The organism is Salinibaculum rarum, from assembly GCF_030505615.1.
GTDB lineage: Archaea > Halobacteriota > Halobacteria > Halobacteriales > Haloarculaceae > Salinibaculum > Salinibaculum rarum.
The window spans coordinates 905,496-921,342 of sequence record NZ_CP129992.1; the positions used below are offsets into that span (position 1 = coordinate 905,496).

Here is a 15,847-nt window from a genome sequence, read left to right on the forward strand (position 1 = left end):
TCCGAGATAAACCACATACAGCGATATACAATCGGCCACTGGCCGGTCGCCCCGGAATCAACACGTTCTGGCTCCCACAGCGAAGCGGGCAAGTAGATGGGGTGGGTATCGTCGGCCGACTCGATGCCAGTCTCCCGTGATAGCGACCGTCCGACGCGTGTCGACGTCGACTGGTATTCGCTCGACGAGACCTGTTCCCACGAGGAGTTTCTGGCAGTCGCGCGCGTCTACGCTCGCGAAGTCGTCGCCGAGTACGACCTCTCGGCCAGCGTCAGCGACCTCGATTGGGAAGTGAGCACCCGCGCCAAGCGCCGCGCTGGGGCGGTCAAATACCGCGATGGCGACCCGGAGATGGTCGTACTCACCTGGGCCCACTTCGAGCGCCAGGGGTGGGCGGCGACGGCCGCGACCATCCGTCACGAACTGGTTCACGTCCATCTCCTCAACGAACACGGCGACGCCAGCCACGGGGACCGGTTTCACGACCTCGCCGAGCGTCTGCACACCCACGTCCACTGTGACCGCTTCGTCCCGCCGGAGTGGTGGGTGGTCTGTACCGACTGTGGCGCCCGCCTGGCTCGCTATCGCCGCTCGGAACTCGTCACCGACCCCGACCAGTACCGCTGTGGCGACTGTGGCGGTGCGTTTCGCGTCGAGCGCAACGACGGCGCCGACGGGACGCGGGACGAATAGCCGACACCCAGACACTCGGGAGAGCTGTTCACCTGCGGCCAGCACGGTTCGAAGTCCTTTTTACCGCCGACAGGAAACGTCCGGTATCTCGCTGGACGACGGGCACCAGCGGGCACCTGCCTGTGCAGGTCGGGATGTGACTGTCGTGTGCGGTCCAACGGACCGTCGCGCGGGGGTTGAACCACATAACGCCCGTGGTGATACACATGGCAGAAAGCTTCTACTCACACATCCGGGACGCCTGGAAGGACCCGGACGACGGCAAGCTAGCGGAACTGCAGTGGCAACGAATGCAAGACTGGCGCGACCAGGGTGCGGTCGAACGCATCGACCACCCGACGCGTCTTGACCGCGCCCGTTCGCTGGGCTACAAAGCAAAACAGGGCATCGTGGTCGCCCGCGTGAGCGTCCGGAAGGGCAGCGCACGCAAAAAGCGCCACAAAGCCGGCCGGCGCTCCAAGCGCCAGGGTGTCACCCGCATCACCCGCCGGAAGGACATCCAGCGCGTCGCCGAAGAGCGCTGCGCACGCGTCTACCCGAACCTCCGCGTGCTCAACAGCTACTGGGTCGGAGAGGACGGTCGCCAGAAGTGGCACGAAGTGATTCTCGTGGACCCGGAACACCCGGCCATCGAGAACGACGACGACCTGAGCTGGATCTGCGACGACACCCACAAGAACCGGTCGCTGCGTGGTCTCACCAGCGCCGGCCAGCAAAACCGTGGCCTCGGCTCCAAGGGTAAAGGCTCCGAGCACACCCGCCCGAGCGTCCACGGCGGCCAGGGTCGCGGCAAATAAGGGCCCACTTTTTAGTTCGTCGGGTGTCGCACCGCGCCTTCGGCGCGGGCGCACCGCTCCTCGTAAAAACTTGGGGAAAAAGGCCGCTCACGCTCGGTAGAGCGTTCGCGGGTGCTATCGTAGCTTCCACCGCAATCGCACAGCAGCGGCAGCCCTGCCCTTCCCCCGACTCGCGCGACTGCACGCATCCGCGCTCAGTACGCGCTCGTGGCCACCGCTGAGTTCACATATCACCGATTTCGTTCTATCCAGTCACAGAACTCATCGAAATCTTTTGCTCCTGCTTGTCTGGCGATATCGTGTAGCGTTCCCGTACTCACCTCGTCGTGGAGCGGAACGGGGACAGTCCGTGCATCGGTATCGTGGTCGTCGGGCGGTTCCCATCGAAGAATCGCGTGGTCGCCGTTCGTCCGAACCCACTCGTAGATACCGCCGTTGACCATCACTTTCACGACCTCCATCCCGGAGAACGGGCCGCGAGTCATCTACGCTGACCCGCCAGTCATTCGAATATGTCGCTGTCGTCGAGCGACCCCGACTCGTTGGCCTCGGGGTCGATACCCGCCGCTCGGAGCTCTTCCTCGGTCGGCGTGTCACCTTCCCCACGATAGCCAGCGAGTGCTTCGTCGAGGTTATCGAGTGCCTCGTGGCGAGTCTTCCCCTGTGACGTAACGCCCGTTTCGGTATCTCTGGCTACCCACCACTCCCCCTCATCAGTGAGCGTAATCGTGGGTTCGAGACCGGTACTCATCAACGAGAGATACTCGCCCACTCCCGTAAAAAGTTGTGCCACCGACTATTTGGCGATGCTACGCCGGTGCGACCCCGACCGTCAGCAGCGTCCCGTGGGTCCGGTAGCGGTCGACCATCGCCGCACGACTCTCCCAGTCCTCGGTCGGGAACTCCGCTTCGGGCGGAATCTCCACCTCGCGGTCGGGGATCTCGTCCTGTTCGGCGACGACGAGGCCGGCATCGCGGAACGCCCGGCGGTACTCCGCACGATTCCACAGCGTCATCTCGATGGCAATGTTGTCCTGCCAGTGGTGGGTGTGCTCGCTTTCCTCGTAGTAGTTGACCGCACAGTAGACGGTCCCGCCGGGCCGGAGAATCCGCCGAATCTCTTCGAGCGTGTGGCCGGGGTCGGTCGCATAGTAGAACGCCTCCATGGTGAAGACGTGGTCGACGCTGTCGGTGGCAAACGGCAGGGCATCGAAGTCCCCGCGGAGAAATCCGACGCTGGAGTCGTCGGTGTACGACCGGGCGTTCTGGAGCATCTCCGGGGAGGCGTCGAGGCCGTAGCCACGGCCGATGTCGGCGGTCTCCCGGAGCGCCCGCAGCACGTAGCCCGACCCGGTTCCCAGGTCGAGGACGGTGTCGCCCGCCTCGACTGGCAGCCGGGCCAGTGCGTGTTTCGCGGTGTGCCAGTGCCGGTCCTCCATTCCCTTGTCGCGGCCGTCGGCCGCCCAGGTGTCGAACTCCTCGCGTGCGCTCATACCCGACTGTGGGACGGTGACGGGCTAAACGACTTCGACTGCACCGCTCGCCTCAGAGTTTCCCAGCCTCACGTGCCTGTCGTGCGCGGCGCGTCCCCTGTTCGAGGCGCTTCTCGACGGCGTTGCCGACCGTCTCCGGCAGGTCGCCGCGTGCCTCGGCGAGGCGTTCGGCGGCGTCCGCGAGTCGCGCACGCGCCGTTTCGAGGCGCTGGTCGGTCCCGCCTCTGTCTCCTTTCTGTGCTTGCTCTGCCGCACGCCTGGCCGCGTCGCTTGCGGCCTCCAGGGCCTGCGCGAGTCCCTTGACACCGGATGCGTCCGGCTGTCCGCCCTGGTAGTCGTCGTCGCTGTCGCCCTCTATATCGGCGGCGTCACGAACGCTGGTGGCAGTCTCGCTGGACACGTCGGCCACGAAGGCTGCCAGCGACGCGGCGCCGGTGTCCGGCCGTTCGATGGTCCGAGACTCCTCCTCGCCGGGGTTGACGCGGAACGCCCCTCGTTCGCCGTCGCTATCGACGACTTCCGTCGTGTAGGCCCCGTTTCGGTCGACGTACACCGCGTCCGGTCCGTCGAGCGGGGCGTCGTAGAGGCGGCCGCCGAAGTCGTCCTCGACGGCAAGCGTCTCCAGGTCGGCATCGGTCCCCTCGGTGTCGACGCCGAGCTTTACCGCGTTTTCCCTGGCCGGCAGTGCAATCGTCCCGTCGACTCCAGCGACCGTCGGTGGGCCGCGTTCCTCGACGGTGACCTGCTCGCTGTGGGGCGCGTAGCCGGGCCCGTTGACCGTCAGCCGGTGGTCTCCCTCGGGCACATCCTGGGCGACGATGACGCCGTTGAACGATGGCACTGCGGTCGGTTCGCTCTCGACCAGCGCGACGGTTTCGACGGTCGGCTCTTCGGTCGTGACACCTTCGCCGTCGGGCGCGTCGGTGTCCTGGACGGTCTGGCCGACGGCCGCGACGAGCCGGCTGGCGCCGCTGGGCTCTGCGATGGCGTCGTACCGGCGGGCAAGTTCGGCCCTGTGGACCGGTTCCGTGATGTCCGCGGCCGGCTTCTCGTAGCGTTCGTCCTTCCACGGCGTGCCAGCCGTCGTGATGTGGCCCGCAATCCGGTCTTCGGCAAACTCCGGGATGGTAAACTCGAAGCTCAACTGCGGCCCGGTGAACTCGCTGATGTGCTCCAGTTCCGTCGTCGGCAGCAACTCGTAGGTCACGTCTCCGTCTCCCTCGAAGGAAAATAGCTGTCCTGTCTCCCGCTCTGGCAGTCCGGAGGGCGGTGACAGCAACTGGCTGAAATCGCCGACCGTCAGCGAGTCGTCGACGAGCGAGTCCTGTCCCACAGCGGGCAGGCGGTCGTCTTGGTACACTGGCGCGCCGTCCAGTTCCGGCACGGAGTAGGGGAGTCTGAACGATTCGTCACGGGGCAGGCCGTACGCAATCGGGAGTTCGCCGATGGATTCGAGGCCGTCGACGGTGAGGTTGGTGATGTCGGCGATGTCGCCGCCAAGAGAGATGCGCTGGAAACTGTCGGCACGCTCGTTGAGCGAGAGGCCACTGGAGTGGGAGGCCAACTCCGTGAGGATGCGCGGCTGTGCCGACGGTTCGGGGTCCAGAAACTCGTTGTTCGGGACCGACCGGCCGTGGGCGCTGGCGACGTACAGTTGCGGTTGTTCGGTCTCTCGGTCGTGGAACACGTGGAGCACTTCCCAGTCGTGCCAGTGGAAGTTCGTCGTGAACTGGTCGAACGCCGAGTACAGCCAGAACTGGACGACGGCAAGCGGCGAATCTTCGTAGGCCACTGCGTTGTAAAATACGGCTGGGTCGGGCGGTTGCTCGCTGCTCTCGGCTGCTTTCGTGTAGTCGTTGAGCGCGGTGAACCCGTCGACGATTGTCTCCCCGTCCCGGTCGCTCTCGTACGGTCGCGGGTCCGTCGGGTACCACTTCTCGTGGCTGTCGAAGTACACCTCCGGCGCGTACGTCTCTGCGAGCGCCCTGGCTTCCTCGGGGGGTAGCGTCTCTGTCGGGGCATCCGGCCCACTCTGCAGGAACTGCCAGCCCAGCGCACCGCTGCCGCCGACGACGCCGGCCCCGGCCGCGAGCTTCAACAGGTCCCGTCGCGACAGGTCCTGGACACCTGACCCGGTCGATTCGTCGCTCATCTCTCTGTCCTCGCGACCCGGTCAGTTGTCGGTACGTCGAACACACTCGTTGTGGGTGAGGCGACCGTATGAGTGTTCTGGCAGATTCTCACACGCCCGATGAATGGTACAAGAGGGACCTCCTGCGTTGCTCAGACTTCGGTATCAAACAGCGACGCCAGCACTTTCCGCTCGGCGGCCCGGAGATGCTGGTGGTACGTCGACGGCGAAATCTCCATCGACTCCGCGAGGTCCTCGCCGGAGATGTTCCGCGGCCAGTCGAAAAAGCCACCGAGGTAGGCCTTCTGGAGGGCGAGTTCCTGACGCGAGGTGAGCCGTTCCTCGATGTCCGCGACGAGTTCCTGTTTGGTCTGCTCGCGGCGCTCGCGCTCGTGGCGCGCGACGAGATTCGTCGAGGGATACCGGTCGGTGAGCTGTTCGATGACCGCTCGCGGGTCCGCATTCGCGGGCATCTCCAGTGTGATGCGGACCTGGCTGCCACTCGCGGTGATACTTGTCGTCTCGACGCCCCGCTCGGCCAGGGCCGACACGACCGGCGGCTCGTCGACGGCAACTTCGACGACGCCTCGCTCTTCGCCCTGGCTGACGTTCGTCGCCGAACGGATGTCGTCGCGCTCTGCTGCGGCCGCGACGACCTGCTCGCTTTCGACCCCTTCGACGACAAACAGCATCGTGACCGAACCGTCGTCCTCGTACAGCGACCCCTCGTAGGTCAGCGTGCAGTCGAACTTCCGCGCGAGGTCCGTGAAAAACAGGCCTTCGTCGCCCAGCGTCACTTCCATCTCGACGACGCTGTCGGTCGTCAGGATGCGCCGACTCTCGACGGCGTTGATTGCCGTCGACGCCGCACGTGCGAGGACGTTCAACACCGCCAGTTCCCGCTCGTCGAACGCGTCGGTCTCGCCTGCAGCGACGGTCAGCACACCGTATCGGGTGTCGCCGTAGACCAGCGGGAAGCAGGCGAGTGCCCCCGACTCTTCGAGCAGTGTCGTCCGGTGGACCTCCGAGAGTTCCACCTCGGTCGTGTCCTGGATGACCTGCGCTTCGCCGGTCTCTGCGGCCCGGACTGCGGGGTCGTTGCAGTCGACCGAAAGGGCGACGTCGTCGGGGTAGGCTTCGCAGGCGGTGGTCGTCGGCTCGAACGTGTCTGTCCGCAGGTCGACCTGGCCGACCCAGGCACAGACGTACGGTTCGACGCTGAACAGGCGGTCACAGACCGTCTGCTCGATTTCGTCGCGGCTGTTTGCCTGCAACACCGCCTCCAGTACGTCCTGGATGAGGCCGTCGATGCGGGAGACGAGGTGTTCGAGTTCGCGCCGCTGGTCGCGAGCGCGCAACTCCGCGAGTTTCCGCTGGGTGATGTCGATGTGTGCGACGACGACGCTCCCCTCGTCGTGGTCGGGGAGCGGAGCCGCACGCATCAGAAACCACCGTTTCTCGCTGGGCGAGTGGCAGGGATACTCGAGCGTGAACACGTCTCTGTCGCCGTCGATGACCGCGAAGAGTCCGTCGAGCGCCCGCGCGGCGTACTCGTCGCCCTCGGTGTCCATCGACTCGAAGTAGTTCACGCCGACCAGCTCGCCACGCTCGTTGGGTCCGACACCCGCAAACTCGTCCCACGCCTGGTTGGTGAACAGAATCGTCCCCTCGTCGTCGAGGACCGCGATGTTGAACGGGAGCGTATCGAGCGTGTGCCGAGCGAGTGAGTCGCGCTGTATCATGCGGGGTTATAGACAGTCCCACACACGGCCCTGCGACGCTTAAAAGTGCCGACGCTCACCCCTCAACAGTTTGGTTTTCAGTTTATGAATCTCGTGCCTGCTCGCAACCGTTCGGACCGCTCGACAACAGCGCGTGTGGGGCCGGAGAGCACTTATATGTCGCCGTCCTTCTCTGCTACGATGATTGATAGACGAACGTATCTCGCCAGTGCGGGGACAGCGCTGGCAGCGGCGACGGCTGGCTGTGGGTTTATTCTCGGGAACGAACCGGCAACTTTCACCGCGAACGCGTCGGTGGTCCCGGATTCGGTCCTCGACGAGACGGGCTACGAGTTCGTCGAAAACGAGGAAGTCGAGGTCAGACGGGAGGTGTCTGGCGGGGGACAGACCCGCGAGGTCGTGGCGACGAACGTCCAGGCCAAATACGAGAAGTCCGTCGACCTGGGACCACTCGGTGAGCAACGCGGCGCGGTGTTTACCGCGCTGACGACGCCACAGGCGAAGGTCCTCGGCAAGACGTTCAACCCCATCGCGGACATGTCCGCACAGGAACTGGCCCGGCGTGTCCAGGACAGCTACGAGGAATTCTCGAACATGGAACGGCAAGGCGAAAGCGAGGTCACTATCAACGGGAACACGACGACGCAGGCCGAATTTACGGCTGACGCTGTCATCTCCGGGAATCCGGTCGAACTCTCGTTGCACGTCAGCGAGGCCGTCGAACTCGGGAGTGACTTCGTCGTCGCCTTCGGCAGCTATCCCCGCGTCCGGTCCGCAGAACAGTCGAATATCCTCGCGCTGATGGAAGCGGTCGAATCGGCCTGATTGCAGTCCAGCGCTACTCCTCTTCGACGACCTCGATGCCGCGGTTGTTGACCGCACTGGGGTCCAGGCCGACTTCTTCGAGGAAGTTCTTGTACTCGCGCTCGCACTGCTCGGCGTCTTTCTGCCGGTCGCTGGCACGGTCACAGAGCTTGATTAGGTCCTCGGGCACGTCGTTCGTGTAGACGATCCAGTGATTGATGAGGTCAGAGAGGCGCCGAATCGGGCTGGTGAAGTGGCCGTAGATTTCGAAGTTCAGCGCGTGGTGGCCGCCGAAGGGGTCGTTCATGTACTTCGCGCGCGGCATCACCTTCATCACGGCCCATTGAATCTTGTCGAGCTGGCGACCGGGGGCCTCTTCGAGTGTGGCGTTGACCGCCTGGCGCGGGTCGTCCCACCCGCTGCCGGGAATCGAGACGCCGTCGAGGTCCTGAATCTCCTGGAGGGCTTCGTTCCACTCCTCGGGGGAGGGCTGGGGGTGGACCCGGTACATCGCCTCGACGCCGCGGTCCCACATCAGTTCGTGCGTGACGGCCTTGTTCGCTTTCAGCATGCACTCCTCGATGATGGTGTGGGCGCGGTCCCGGCTGGGGTTGAGGACGAGCGAGCCGTCGGCCTTGCGCTGTTCGTGCATCCGGTTGGCGAGGTCCCAGACGAGTTCGGTCTTTTCGGCGAGGTCGACCGACTGGTCTTCGAGGTAGCCCTCGGCCGCCGAGGCGTCGTCCAGCAGCGTCTCGGCTTCGGTGTAGGTCAACCGGGCGTCGCTGCGGATGACGGATTTGTAGATGTCGATGGTCTCGTAGGAGAGGTTCTCCTTGTCGAGGTGCATCTCGACAGTGTGGGCCAGGCGGTCCTCGTTGGGGACCAGCGAGCAGACCGTCTCGGCCAGCACCGGCGGGAGCATGTGGATGGTGTAGGCCGGCAGGTAGACGGTGTTTGCCCGTCGGACGGCCTCGTCCCACATCGCAGTGTCCGGATTCACGTAGTGGGTCACGTCTGCGATGTGGACCCAGAGGACGTACTCGTCGTCCCGTTCCTCGACGGAGATTGCGTCGTCGAAGTCCTGGGCGTCGACGGGGTCGGTCGTCCACGTCGTCATCTCGCGGAGGTCCTCGCGCTCGTCGACTTCGTCTGCAATCTGTTGGTCGATACCCTCCGTGCGCTCTTTGGCTTCTTCGAGTACCTCCGGTGGGAACTCGTCGGGGATGTCGAACTTCTCCAGTAACTCGTCGCGTTTGTTCTCGATGTGGCGGGCCATCTCCTCGTCGATTTCGACGGGGCCCTGGGCCTCCGCTGTGCCGGCGGCGCCCTGCTCAGAATCGGTCATGCACCCGGATACGGTGAGGCGGTAGTTAGTGGTGTCGGGTGCGAGACTCCGAACGCAGTGAGGAGTCTCGTTATTGCGAGCGGCAACGCCGCGAGCAGGGAGAGGGAGACGCGAGCGAAGCGAGCGTCTCCAATAGCGAACGGGGAGCGAAGCGACCCGCGAGCAACGACAGGCGGCTTCAAAAAAGCGCGTTCTGTCACTCCCGCTCTGTCTCGCGCTCCTGCTGTGAGTCCGCGACGGGACCGCCGTCACTGACGACGTCGTGAAACTGTGCGAGAAACGTGTCCTGGGAGACGGTACCGGCGTCGGCCTGGACGAGCGTCTCCTCTAGCCCCTGTCGGGGCTGGTGACAGCACTCCCGGTGACAGGGCTTGCAGAGATACTCGAACTCGCGGTCGCGCGCGCCCCAGCGGTCGCCGTACCTGTCGTACTCGCGGGCCTTCGACCGTGGGACCTCGTCGCCGCAGGCGATGCAGGTCACGTCACTGTTCGACTGGGAGCGCCACATAGAGGGTGGTACGGAATCACACAATATGGATTTTTGGAAACCCGCCAACCGTCGGTGGTCGCTCGCGGTGCGAGGCGTTTATGCCCCGGGCACGCAAGAGGGCCAACATGGAAGTCAAGTCGCGTCACCACCTTCGCTCGGACGCTATCGACGAGATACGCGACGCACTCGAAACGAATCTCGGCGTCGAACTGGCCGCCGATTCCTTCGAGAAGGTCGAACTCGAAGACGTCGACTGGGACATCGTCCTCGTCGACGGGGACCCGCTCGTATTCTATACAGATAGCGAACCGTTTCTCACCGTTCAGGGTGCAAACGCCCACCCGCCGGCAAAACACGTCGTCACCGTCGACGCCGGTGCCATCCAGTTTGTCTCCGACGGCGCGGACGTGATGCGCCCCGGCATCGTCGACGCCGACGACGACATCAGCGAGGGCGACCTGGTCGTCATCAACGAGGAGGGCCACGGAAAGTTCCTCGCCATCGGCCGCGCGCTGACCGACGGGTCGGACATGGTCGGCTCGGAAGGCCGCGTCGTCGAGTCGATTCACCACGTCGGCGACGACCTCTTTGAGCTTACCGTCTGAAGCGACGAACTGAAGGAGGTACTCGGGTGTATACGCTACCATGAACGCGAACGACCGGGCGATTACGGCGCTGGTGATGCTCGCTCACGCGGCCGTCCACACCTACGAGATGGCCGTACCGATTTTCATCTTGAGCTGGCTCACCGAGTTCGAGACGCTCTCGCTTGGCGTCACCACGCTCCCGGTCACCAGCGCGACCATCGGCCTCGTCGTCACCGTCAGCTACGGGCTGTTCGGCGTCGGCGCGCTCCCCGGTGGCGTCCTCGTCGACCGCGTCGGCTCCCGCGGACTCATCTCGTTTTGCCTGGCTGGCATGGGGGGGTCCTATCTCCTGCTCGGCGTCGCCCCGAACATGCTCGTCGTCGCGCTCGCACTCGTCCTCTGGGGCGTCTCGGCCAGCGTCTATCACCCCGCCGGCCTCTCACTCATCAGCAAAGGCGTCGACAGGCGCGGGACTGGCCTGGCCTATCACGGCATCGCCGGAAATCTGGGCATCGGGCTCGGACCGCTGACCGCCGCGGTTCTACTCCTCTTTGTCGACTGGCGGACCGTCGCGCTCGTCCTCGGTGCCCCGGCGCTGCTCGCTGCCGTCTACGCTGCCCGCGCGGACTTCGACGAGACGGCTGCCGTCGAACCCGTCACAGACGGCGGCGACGAGGGCGACGACGGCGGTTCGAAGGCCGACGCCGGCGTCGAGTCGCTTGGTGAATTTCTCTCCCAGTCCAGACGGCTCTTTGCTGGGACGTTCACGCTGGTCTTCGTCGTCGTGATGTGTTCGGGGCTGTACTACCGGGGTATCCTTACCTTCATGCCGGAACTGGTGAGCGGTCTGCCCGGGTTCGAGCCGATTCCGGTCGGGTCGTTGCTGCCCGAGTCGCTGCGTTCGGCGCTGTCGATTCCCGCCGAAGGCGGCCAGACGCTCGAACCGGCGACGTACTTCTACTCGGGGCTGCTCCTCGTCGGCGTGTTCGGCCAGTACGCCGGCGGCAAACTCTCTGACCGCGTCCCCGTCGAGTACGGCATCGCGGGCGCGTTCGGGACCCTCGCCGTGCTCGCGCTTCTCTTTGTCCCTGTCTCCGAGATGGGGCTCGGGCCGCTGCTGGTTCTGGGCCTGGTTCTGGGGGTCGTCCTCTTCGTCGTGCAGCCGCTGTACCAGGCGACTGTCGCCGAGTACACGCCCGCCGGGACCCGCGGACTCTCGTATGGCTTTACGTATCTGGGCGTCTTCGGCGTCGGCGCACTCGGCGGCGGCATCGCCGGCACCATCCTCCAGTACGGGAGCGTCACGGGACTGTTCCTGACGCTGGCCAGCTTCGCCGGTGTGGCATCGGTCGTCGGACTCGTCCTCGCCCGGCGCCACGACGTGGTCTGACCGACTGCGTCTGACGTAAAGTTGAAAGTGTTGCCACCCGGGAGAGACAGTATGGGATTGATGAGCAAGATTCTCGGTGACTCCGGGGGCACCCGAGCGACCGAGGACTACGTCGAACTCTCGGCGGGCAACCTCGATGTCGCAGATTCCGAGGCCAGCCGACAGGTTCGCATCGCCAACATCAGCGACAAATCGGACGTTATCGACATCAAAGACGCCGTCTACGACGGCGACATCGTGGTCGCGGACATCACACGCCACTCGACCAACGACCGCACGATGGAACACATCACGGACGAACTCAAACAGGTCGCCCGCGAAGTCGGGGGCGACATCGTCCAGAAAGACGACGACCAGTTGCTCATTACGCCGGCCGGCGTCGCAATCAGCCGCGAACGGCTCGGCCGATAACTGTCGGCAAACGGGAACGTTCTGCGCCAGTACGACGCGCTTTTGCGCCTGAGACTGCTGTTCTAGCCCAATGACAGCGGCAATCGACGCCGACAACCTCCGCAAGTCCTACGGCGACGTCCAGGCGCTCGATGGACTCTCCTTTACCGTCGACGCCGGGGAGTTTTTCGGCCTGCTCGGCCCGAACGGCGCCGGCAAGACCACCTTCATCAACACGCTGGTCGGACTGGCCCGCCTCGACGGCGGCCGCGCCGAAGTCTTTGGCTTCGACGTGACCGAGGAGTATCGTGAAGTCCGTGACCGAATCGGCCTCGCGCCACAGGAGTACAACGTGGACCGTTTCTTCCCAATCCGGGAAGTGCTCGAACACAAGGCCGGCTACCACGGATTCAGTTCCGAACAGGCCAGCGAGCGCGCGATGAACGCACTGGAAACGGTCGGCATCGCAGAGAAGGCAGACACCCGCTTCGACTGGCTCTCCGGCGGGATGAAACGCCGGTTCATGCTCGCCCGCGCGCTCGTCTCGGACCCCGACCTGCTGATTCTGGACGAACCCACCGCGGGCGTCGACGTGCAACTCCGCCGGGACCTGTGGTCGGTCATCGAGCGGATGAACGCCGCCGGGACGACTATCCTCCTGACGACCCACTACATCGAGGAGGCCGAACGCCTCTGTGACCGCGTGGCTATCGTCGACCGGGGCCGAAAAGTCGAGGTTGCCTCGCCGGACGCGCTCACCGAACGCGGCACCGACACCGTCGACGTCGGCCTCGCGGACCCGCCGGCGACCGCACCGACGTTCGCTCACGACGGCATCGTCGACGCGCACATGGACGACGGGCGACTCGTCGTGACCGCCCGCGGGAGCGGCACCGTCATCCCGGACCTGTTCCGTGAACTCGACAGGCTGGGCCACGAGGTGACCGACCTCGACATCCGCCGGGCGTCACTCGAAGAGGTCTTCGTCGACATGACACGCCAGGAGGGGGCGGTGACACAATGAGCGACCGCGACAGCGCCACCGACGGCACCCGGTCGGATGGCAGTTCCCGCACTGACGGCGGGCTCACCACCGAGACTGGGACCGGCGGGGGGACCGCGACCGACACCGACGTGACGACCACGACGGGGAAACACCGCGGGACGGGTGGGTTCGGTGGATTCCTGACGCTCCTCCGGCGGGAAATCCTCCGCTTTGTCCGCCGGCCGCGCAACACGTTCGTCCCGCCGATGATTACGAACGTCCTCTACTTTGCGGTCTTCGGGGTCATTCTGGGCGGGCGCATCGACCAGATTGCCGGCTTTCAGTATATCGTCTTCATCCTCCCGGGCCTCATCGTCCTCGGAACCATCTCGAATGCCTTCGAGAACGCCTCCTTCTCGATTTTCCACGGGCGCTGGAACGACTACATCGAAGCGGTACTCACCTCGCCGCTTTCCCATCGCTCGATGGTCGCGGCCTACCTGCTCTCCTCGGCGCTCCGTGGCGTCCTCGTCGGGAGTATCATCGCCGCTATCGGACTCGGCTTCCTCTTTGTCACGGGGACGACTCTGCCAGTTGCACATCCCGTCTACCTGGCGACGTTCCTAGTGCTCATCGCCGTCCTGTTTGCCGCCTTCGGTATCGTCGGCGGACTGTGGTCGCGGGACTTCGACTATCTCACCGTCCTCAACCAGTTTATCATCCGCCCGCTGGTCTTTTTCGGCGGCGTCTTCTACGCGCTGGATGCCCTGCCGGAACCGTATCGAACAATCTCGCTTTTGAATCCGATGGTCCACATGGTCAACGGCGTCCGCTACGGGTTCCTCGGATACTCTGACGTCCCGGTCAATCTCGCGCTCGGTGCGCTCGCGGGTCTGACAGTCGTCGTCATCGTCGTCGACGTCTGGCTGTTCAAGCGTGGCTACGGACTGGTAGAATAACCCACGGGAAGCAGGGCGCCCACCCCCTGCCCAGAGGACTGGACGCCCCCACTCCGGTGGGGTCTCGCGCCGCGTTCCACTCACGGAGAGTGGGTAGAAGACAGGCCACCACACATGGCTTGTCCTGGTCACCCGGATATTTCGACTCGCCTCCGGGGGGCGTTTGTGAAAGTATGCCACGGACACACTTACGTCTATCGAGGGATGCGAAAGAACGGCAAAAACGGCGTTCTCAGACGCTGTCGGGTTTGTCTGCGTCGTCTTCCACGTCGCGTTTCATCGAGTCGCGGCGGGCTTTGGCGTCGCGGCCGGTCGCCTCTTCGAGGAAGTTGTTTTTCAGGCCGACAGCCTCCTCGGCGGCGTCGATGTGGCCCTCGGCGATGACCTCTTCGGCGGGTCGTTCTTCGATGTCGAGGATGAGCTTGTTCTTCTTGCCGCTGTACTCGACAGCCCCTGCGACGATACGGCTGAAGACGGGATTGTCCGGCTCTTCGACGACGTAGAGGTCGCTTCCCTTGTACTCTTCTGTGTCTGTCGGCGCACCGAAGTAATCGGTAATAAACGCCTCCATGTCCTCGACGCGGTCTTCCAGGTGCTCGCCGCGTCGCATCTTGTACTCACGCATGGACGGGCATTTGCGAGGGGGCGTCTTACGTTTTTCGTGCGCTTCACGGTGAAAAAGGGCGCCTCGGAGTCCGGCCGCCGGCAGTGACTTACGCGTCTTCGGACCGGTGGGTCAGCGACCCGCGGTGACACTCCGGACAGAAGTCCCCGGCTCGCAGCGACGACGACTCGACCTTCGTCGTGAAGTCACACTCGGGACAGTAAAACTCCCCATCGGGGACCGTGACGGCGCTGCTTGTCGGCTCGATGTCCGGCTGTTCGTCCTCGACCGGCGTGAGGTCGCTTTCGGCCGTCGGTGTCCAGTCTTCTTCCTCCTCCTCGTCTTCGTCGTCGGCCGCGTCGGGCCACTGCCCAGGTTCGCGCGTGTCGTCCTCGCTGTCCTCGTCGTCTTCGTCGAGAATGACCGCGTCGTCCTCGTCGGCGTCCGGTGTCTCGTCGGCCGCCTCCTCCATCCCTGGTTCCGGCTGGTCGAGTTCGACCGGGTCCGAATCAGTCGCGGTCGACTCCTCGGCCTCGTCGATGAATTCGGCGTCGTCGCCTCCCTCGGCGGGAACCTCCGGTTCCGTTGGGCCCGGTGTCGTCTCTTCGACTGGCTCGCGTTCGGTCGCCGCATCCTCTCTTTCGCTGTCGTCGTCTGCGATATCGTCACCGACGATGTCGGAGGGCGTCTCCAGTGTGGTTACTTCCTTGTTCTCGGAGACGACGCGTGTCTCTCCGCACCGCTTGCACGTTTCGGTTTCCTTGATAGTGATGACGACCTCGCTCCCCTGTTCCTCGCGCTCCCGCTCGACGTCGGGGTCGCCATATCGGTGGCCGAACACCGAACACTTGAAACTCATTGTCACAGTCTGGCCGCCTGCCACACATAAGCGTACTGCTTGGTTGGACCCACAGTATAAGTTCCGCCGCGGTATTACTCGCGTATATGCAAGCGAAGCCGGAGTACCGTGACCGCGACGACGCGGAAGTTGCGGTGCTCGATGCCCTCGCCGACCGGGCCCAGGAGGGGATGACCGTCTTCGAACTCCGCTCGCACGTCGACGTCGACATCGACCGCCTCGAGGACGCCCTCGCCGAACTCAAATCGGACGACCTCATCACTGTCGACGACGCCGACGACCGCACCGTCATCGTCCCCGAAGACCACGTCGTCGGGCCCGCCGACCCCGACGACGACCCCGGCTTCGTCGACGAGATTCGTCGCCGCCTGCCGTTCTGAGAACGACGACCGACACGACTCATCGTCTGCTGACCCTCCGAACACCCGAATTTCCCGGCTTGTCCCGAATCCCTCCAGACAGTTCTACATAGTCTATTCAAACCCCTCGATTAGCGCAATATCTTCATCGAATATTCGCAGAATTGCAAACACACAAACTAACGTGGGGGATTACTGACCCAAACTTTGACGTTTCAG

18 protein-coding genes are annotated in these 15,847 nt (G+C 64.4%); 9 read left to right on the top strand and 9 right to left on the bottom strand.

Translation table 11 applies throughout. The features are described from left to right. The first annotated feature begins 123 nt into the window (after nucleotides 1–123). Nucleotides 124–693, top strand: coding sequence for a SprT-like domain-containing protein (locus QYL91_RS04915; protein ID WP_302082263.1), 570 nt, complete (start codon nucleotides 124–126; stop codon nucleotides 691–693). Between the two features lie 206 nt (nucleotides 694–899). Next, entirely contained in the window at nucleotides 900–1,490 is a 591-nt protein-coding gene (locus QYL91_RS04920) for a 50S ribosomal protein L15e (protein ID WP_302082264.1), read from the top strand. 230 nt (nucleotides 1,491–1,720) lie between these two features. Here QYL91_RS04920 and QYL91_RS04925 read toward each other — a convergent pair whose 3' ends face one another. The 5 genes from QYL91_RS04925 to QYL91_RS04945 form a co-directional block, all read right to left on the bottom strand. Continuing rightward, complete coding sequence (locus tag QYL91_RS04925; RefSeq protein WP_302082265.1) at nucleotides 1,721–1,975, bottom strand: type II toxin-antitoxin system HicA family toxin; 255 nt, start codon at nucleotides 1,973–1,975, stop codon at nucleotides 1,721–1,723. A 17-nt stretch (nucleotides 1,976–1,992) separates the two neighbouring features. After that, a complete protein-coding gene (locus QYL91_RS04930; RefSeq protein ID WP_302082266.1) occupies nucleotides 1,993–2,241 on the bottom strand; it encodes a type II toxin-antitoxin system HicB family antitoxin in 249 nt (82 codons plus the stop codon). Nucleotides 2,242–2,299: 58 nt separating this feature from the next. After that, nucleotides 2,300–2,983 carry a class I SAM-dependent methyltransferase gene (locus QYL91_RS04935; protein WP_302082267.1) on the bottom strand — a complete coding sequence of 228 codons (684 nt, stop codon included), beginning with the start codon at nucleotides 2,981–2,983 and terminating at the stop codon, nucleotides 2,300–2,302. 52 nt (nucleotides 2,984–3,035) lie between these two features. Next, nucleotides 3,036–5,135, bottom strand: a complete 2,100-nt coding sequence (locus QYL91_RS04940; protein ID WP_302082268.1) for a twin-arginine translocation signal domain-containing protein — start codon at nucleotides 5,133–5,135, stop codon at nucleotides 3,036–3,038. A gap of 131 nt (nucleotides 5,136–5,266) precedes the next feature. After that, nucleotides 5,267–6,856, bottom strand: coding sequence for a bacterio-opsin activator domain-containing protein (locus tag QYL91_RS04945; RefSeq protein WP_302082269.1), 1,590 nt, complete (start codon nucleotides 6,854–6,856; stop codon nucleotides 5,267–5,269). A gap of 180 nt (nucleotides 6,857–7,036) precedes the next feature. On the opposite strand from QYL91_RS04945, the gene QYL91_RS04950 reads away from it, so the two are divergent. Beyond that, entirely contained in the window at nucleotides 7,037–7,681 is a 645-nt protein-coding gene (locus tag QYL91_RS04950; protein WP_302082270.1) for a DUF6517 family protein, read from the top strand. A gap of 13 nt (nucleotides 7,682–7,694) precedes the next feature. Here the strand turns inward: QYL91_RS04950 and QYL91_RS04955 are convergent, their stop codons facing one another. Both QYL91_RS04955 and QYL91_RS04960 read right to left on the bottom strand, forming a co-directional pair. Continuing rightward, nucleotides 7,695–9,005: an RNB domain-containing ribonuclease gene (locus QYL91_RS04955; protein WP_302082271.1), complete on the bottom strand. Its 1,311-nt coding sequence runs from the start codon at nucleotides 9,003–9,005 to the stop codon at nucleotides 7,695–7,697. Nucleotides 9,006–9,201: 196 nt separating this feature from the next. Then, complete coding sequence (locus tag QYL91_RS04960) at nucleotides 9,202–9,513, bottom strand: DUF7562 family protein (RefSeq protein ID WP_302082272.1); 312 nt, start codon at nucleotides 9,511–9,513, stop codon at nucleotides 9,202–9,204. A gap of 107 nt (nucleotides 9,514–9,620) precedes the next feature. Between QYL91_RS04960 and QYL91_RS04965 the strand changes: the two genes are divergently transcribed. The 5 genes from QYL91_RS04965 to QYL91_RS04985 all read left to right on the top strand — a co-directional run bounded on the left by QYL91_RS04965 (nucleotide 9,621) and on the right by QYL91_RS04985 (nucleotide 13,806). Beyond that, nucleotides 9,621–10,100 (top strand): RNA-binding protein, encoded by a 480-nt coding sequence (locus QYL91_RS04965; RefSeq protein ID WP_302082273.1) that lies wholly within the window; start codon nucleotides 9,621–9,623, stop codon nucleotides 10,098–10,100. Nucleotides 10,101–10,140: 40 nt separating this feature from the next. Further along, the gene (locus QYL91_RS04970) at nucleotides 10,141–11,472 is read left to right on the top strand and encodes an MFS transporter (protein WP_302082274.1); all 1,332 of its coding nucleotides are present in this window, start codon (nucleotides 10,141–10,143) and stop codon (nucleotides 11,470–11,472) included. Between the two features lie 51 nt (nucleotides 11,473–11,523). Next, nucleotides 11,524–11,883 (top strand): cell division protein SepF, encoded by a 360-nt coding sequence (locus QYL91_RS04975; protein ID WP_302082275.1) that lies wholly within the window; start codon nucleotides 11,524–11,526, stop codon nucleotides 11,881–11,883. A 70-nt stretch (nucleotides 11,884–11,953) separates the two neighbouring features. Beyond that, a complete protein-coding gene (locus QYL91_RS04980; protein WP_302082276.1) occupies nucleotides 11,954–12,886 on the top strand; it encodes an ABC transporter ATP-binding protein in 933 nt (310 codons plus the stop codon). Next, nucleotides 12,883–13,806 (top strand): ABC transporter permease, encoded by a 924-nt coding sequence (locus tag QYL91_RS04985; protein WP_302082277.1) that lies wholly within the window; start codon nucleotides 12,883–12,885, stop codon nucleotides 13,804–13,806. The genes QYL91_RS04980 and QYL91_RS04985 overlap by 4 nt, the downstream gene beginning before the upstream one ends. 232 nt (nucleotides 13,807–14,038) lie before the next feature. Here QYL91_RS04985 and QYL91_RS04990 read toward each other — a convergent pair whose 3' ends face one another. Together QYL91_RS04990 and QYL91_RS04995 are read right to left on the bottom strand one after the other, a co-directional pair. After that, nucleotides 14,039–14,431 (bottom strand): DUF5611 family protein, encoded by a 393-nt coding sequence (locus QYL91_RS04990; protein ID WP_302082278.1) that lies wholly within the window; start codon nucleotides 14,429–14,431, stop codon nucleotides 14,039–14,041. Between the two features lie 88 nt (nucleotides 14,432–14,519). Then, complete coding sequence (locus tag QYL91_RS04995) at nucleotides 14,520–15,269, bottom strand: DUF7093 family protein (protein WP_302082279.1); 750 nt, start codon at nucleotides 15,267–15,269, stop codon at nucleotides 14,520–14,522. 86 nt (nucleotides 15,270–15,355) lie between these two features. Here QYL91_RS04995 and QYL91_RS05000 point away from each other — a divergent pair, with 86 nt between their 5' ends. Further along, nucleotides 15,356–15,649: a DUF6432 family protein gene (locus QYL91_RS05000; RefSeq protein ID WP_302082280.1), complete on the top strand. Its 294-nt coding sequence runs from the start codon at nucleotides 15,356–15,358 to the stop codon at nucleotides 15,647–15,649. Nucleotides 15,650–15,847 lie beyond the last annotated feature (198 nt).

Excerpts from the sequence above, each read along its gene's own strand:
- QYL91_RS04915 (WP_302082263.1), top strand. The coding sequence starts at position 124 with ATGCCAGTCTCCCGTGATAGCGACCGTCCGACGCGTGTCGACGTCGAC.
- QYL91_RS04920 (WP_302082264.1), top strand. The coding sequence starts at position 900 with ATGGCAGAAAGCTTCTACTCACACATCCGGGACGCCTGGAAGGACCCG.
- QYL91_RS04925 (WP_302082265.1), bottom strand. The coding sequence starts at position 1,975 with ATGACTCGCGGCCCGTTCTCCGGGATGGAGGTCGTGAAAGTGATGGTC.
- QYL91_RS04930 (WP_302082266.1), bottom strand. The coding sequence starts at position 2,241 with ATGAGTACCGGTCTCGAACCCACGATTACGCTCACTGATGAGGGGGAG.
- QYL91_RS04935 (WP_302082267.1), bottom strand. The coding sequence starts at position 2,983 with ATGAGCGCACGCGAGGAGTTCGACACCTGGGCGGCCGACGGCCGCGAC.
- QYL91_RS04940 (WP_302082268.1), bottom strand. The coding sequence starts at position 5,135 with ATGAGCGACGAATCGACCGGGTCAGGTGTCCAGGACCTGTCGCGACGG.
- QYL91_RS04945 (WP_302082269.1), bottom strand. The coding sequence starts at position 6,856 with ATGATACAGCGCGACTCACTCGCTCGGCACACGCTCGATACGCTCCCG.
- QYL91_RS04950 (WP_302082270.1), top strand. The coding sequence starts at position 7,037 with ATGATTGATAGACGAACGTATCTCGCCAGTGCGGGGACAGCGCTGGCA.
- QYL91_RS04955 (WP_302082271.1), bottom strand. The coding sequence starts at position 9,005 with ATGACCGATTCTGAGCAGGGCGCCGCCGGCACAGCGGAGGCCCAGGGC.
- QYL91_RS04960 (WP_302082272.1), bottom strand. The coding sequence starts at position 9,513 with ATGTGGCGCTCCCAGTCGAACAGTGACGTGACCTGCATCGCCTGCGGC.
- QYL91_RS04965 (WP_302082273.1), top strand. The coding sequence starts at position 9,621 with ATGGAAGTCAAGTCGCGTCACCACCTTCGCTCGGACGCTATCGACGAG.
- QYL91_RS04970 (WP_302082274.1), top strand. The coding sequence starts at position 10,141 with ATGAACGCGAACGACCGGGCGATTACGGCGCTGGTGATGCTCGCTCAC.
- QYL91_RS04975 (WP_302082275.1), top strand. The coding sequence starts at position 11,524 with ATGGGATTGATGAGCAAGATTCTCGGTGACTCCGGGGGCACCCGAGCG.
- QYL91_RS04980 (WP_302082276.1), top strand. The coding sequence starts at position 11,954 with ATGACAGCGGCAATCGACGCCGACAACCTCCGCAAGTCCTACGGCGAC.
- QYL91_RS04985 (WP_302082277.1), top strand. The coding sequence starts at position 12,883 with ATGAGCGACCGCGACAGCGCCACCGACGGCACCCGGTCGGATGGCAGT.
- QYL91_RS04990 (WP_302082278.1), bottom strand. The coding sequence starts at position 14,431 with ATGCGTGAGTACAAGATGCGACGCGGCGAGCACCTGGAAGACCGCGTC.
- QYL91_RS04995 (WP_302082279.1), bottom strand. The coding sequence starts at position 15,269 with ATGAGTTTCAAGTGTTCGGTGTTCGGCCACCGATATGGCGACCCCGAC.
- QYL91_RS05000 (WP_302082280.1), top strand. The coding sequence starts at position 15,356 with ATGCAAGCGAAGCCGGAGTACCGTGACCGCGACGACGCGGAAGTTGCG.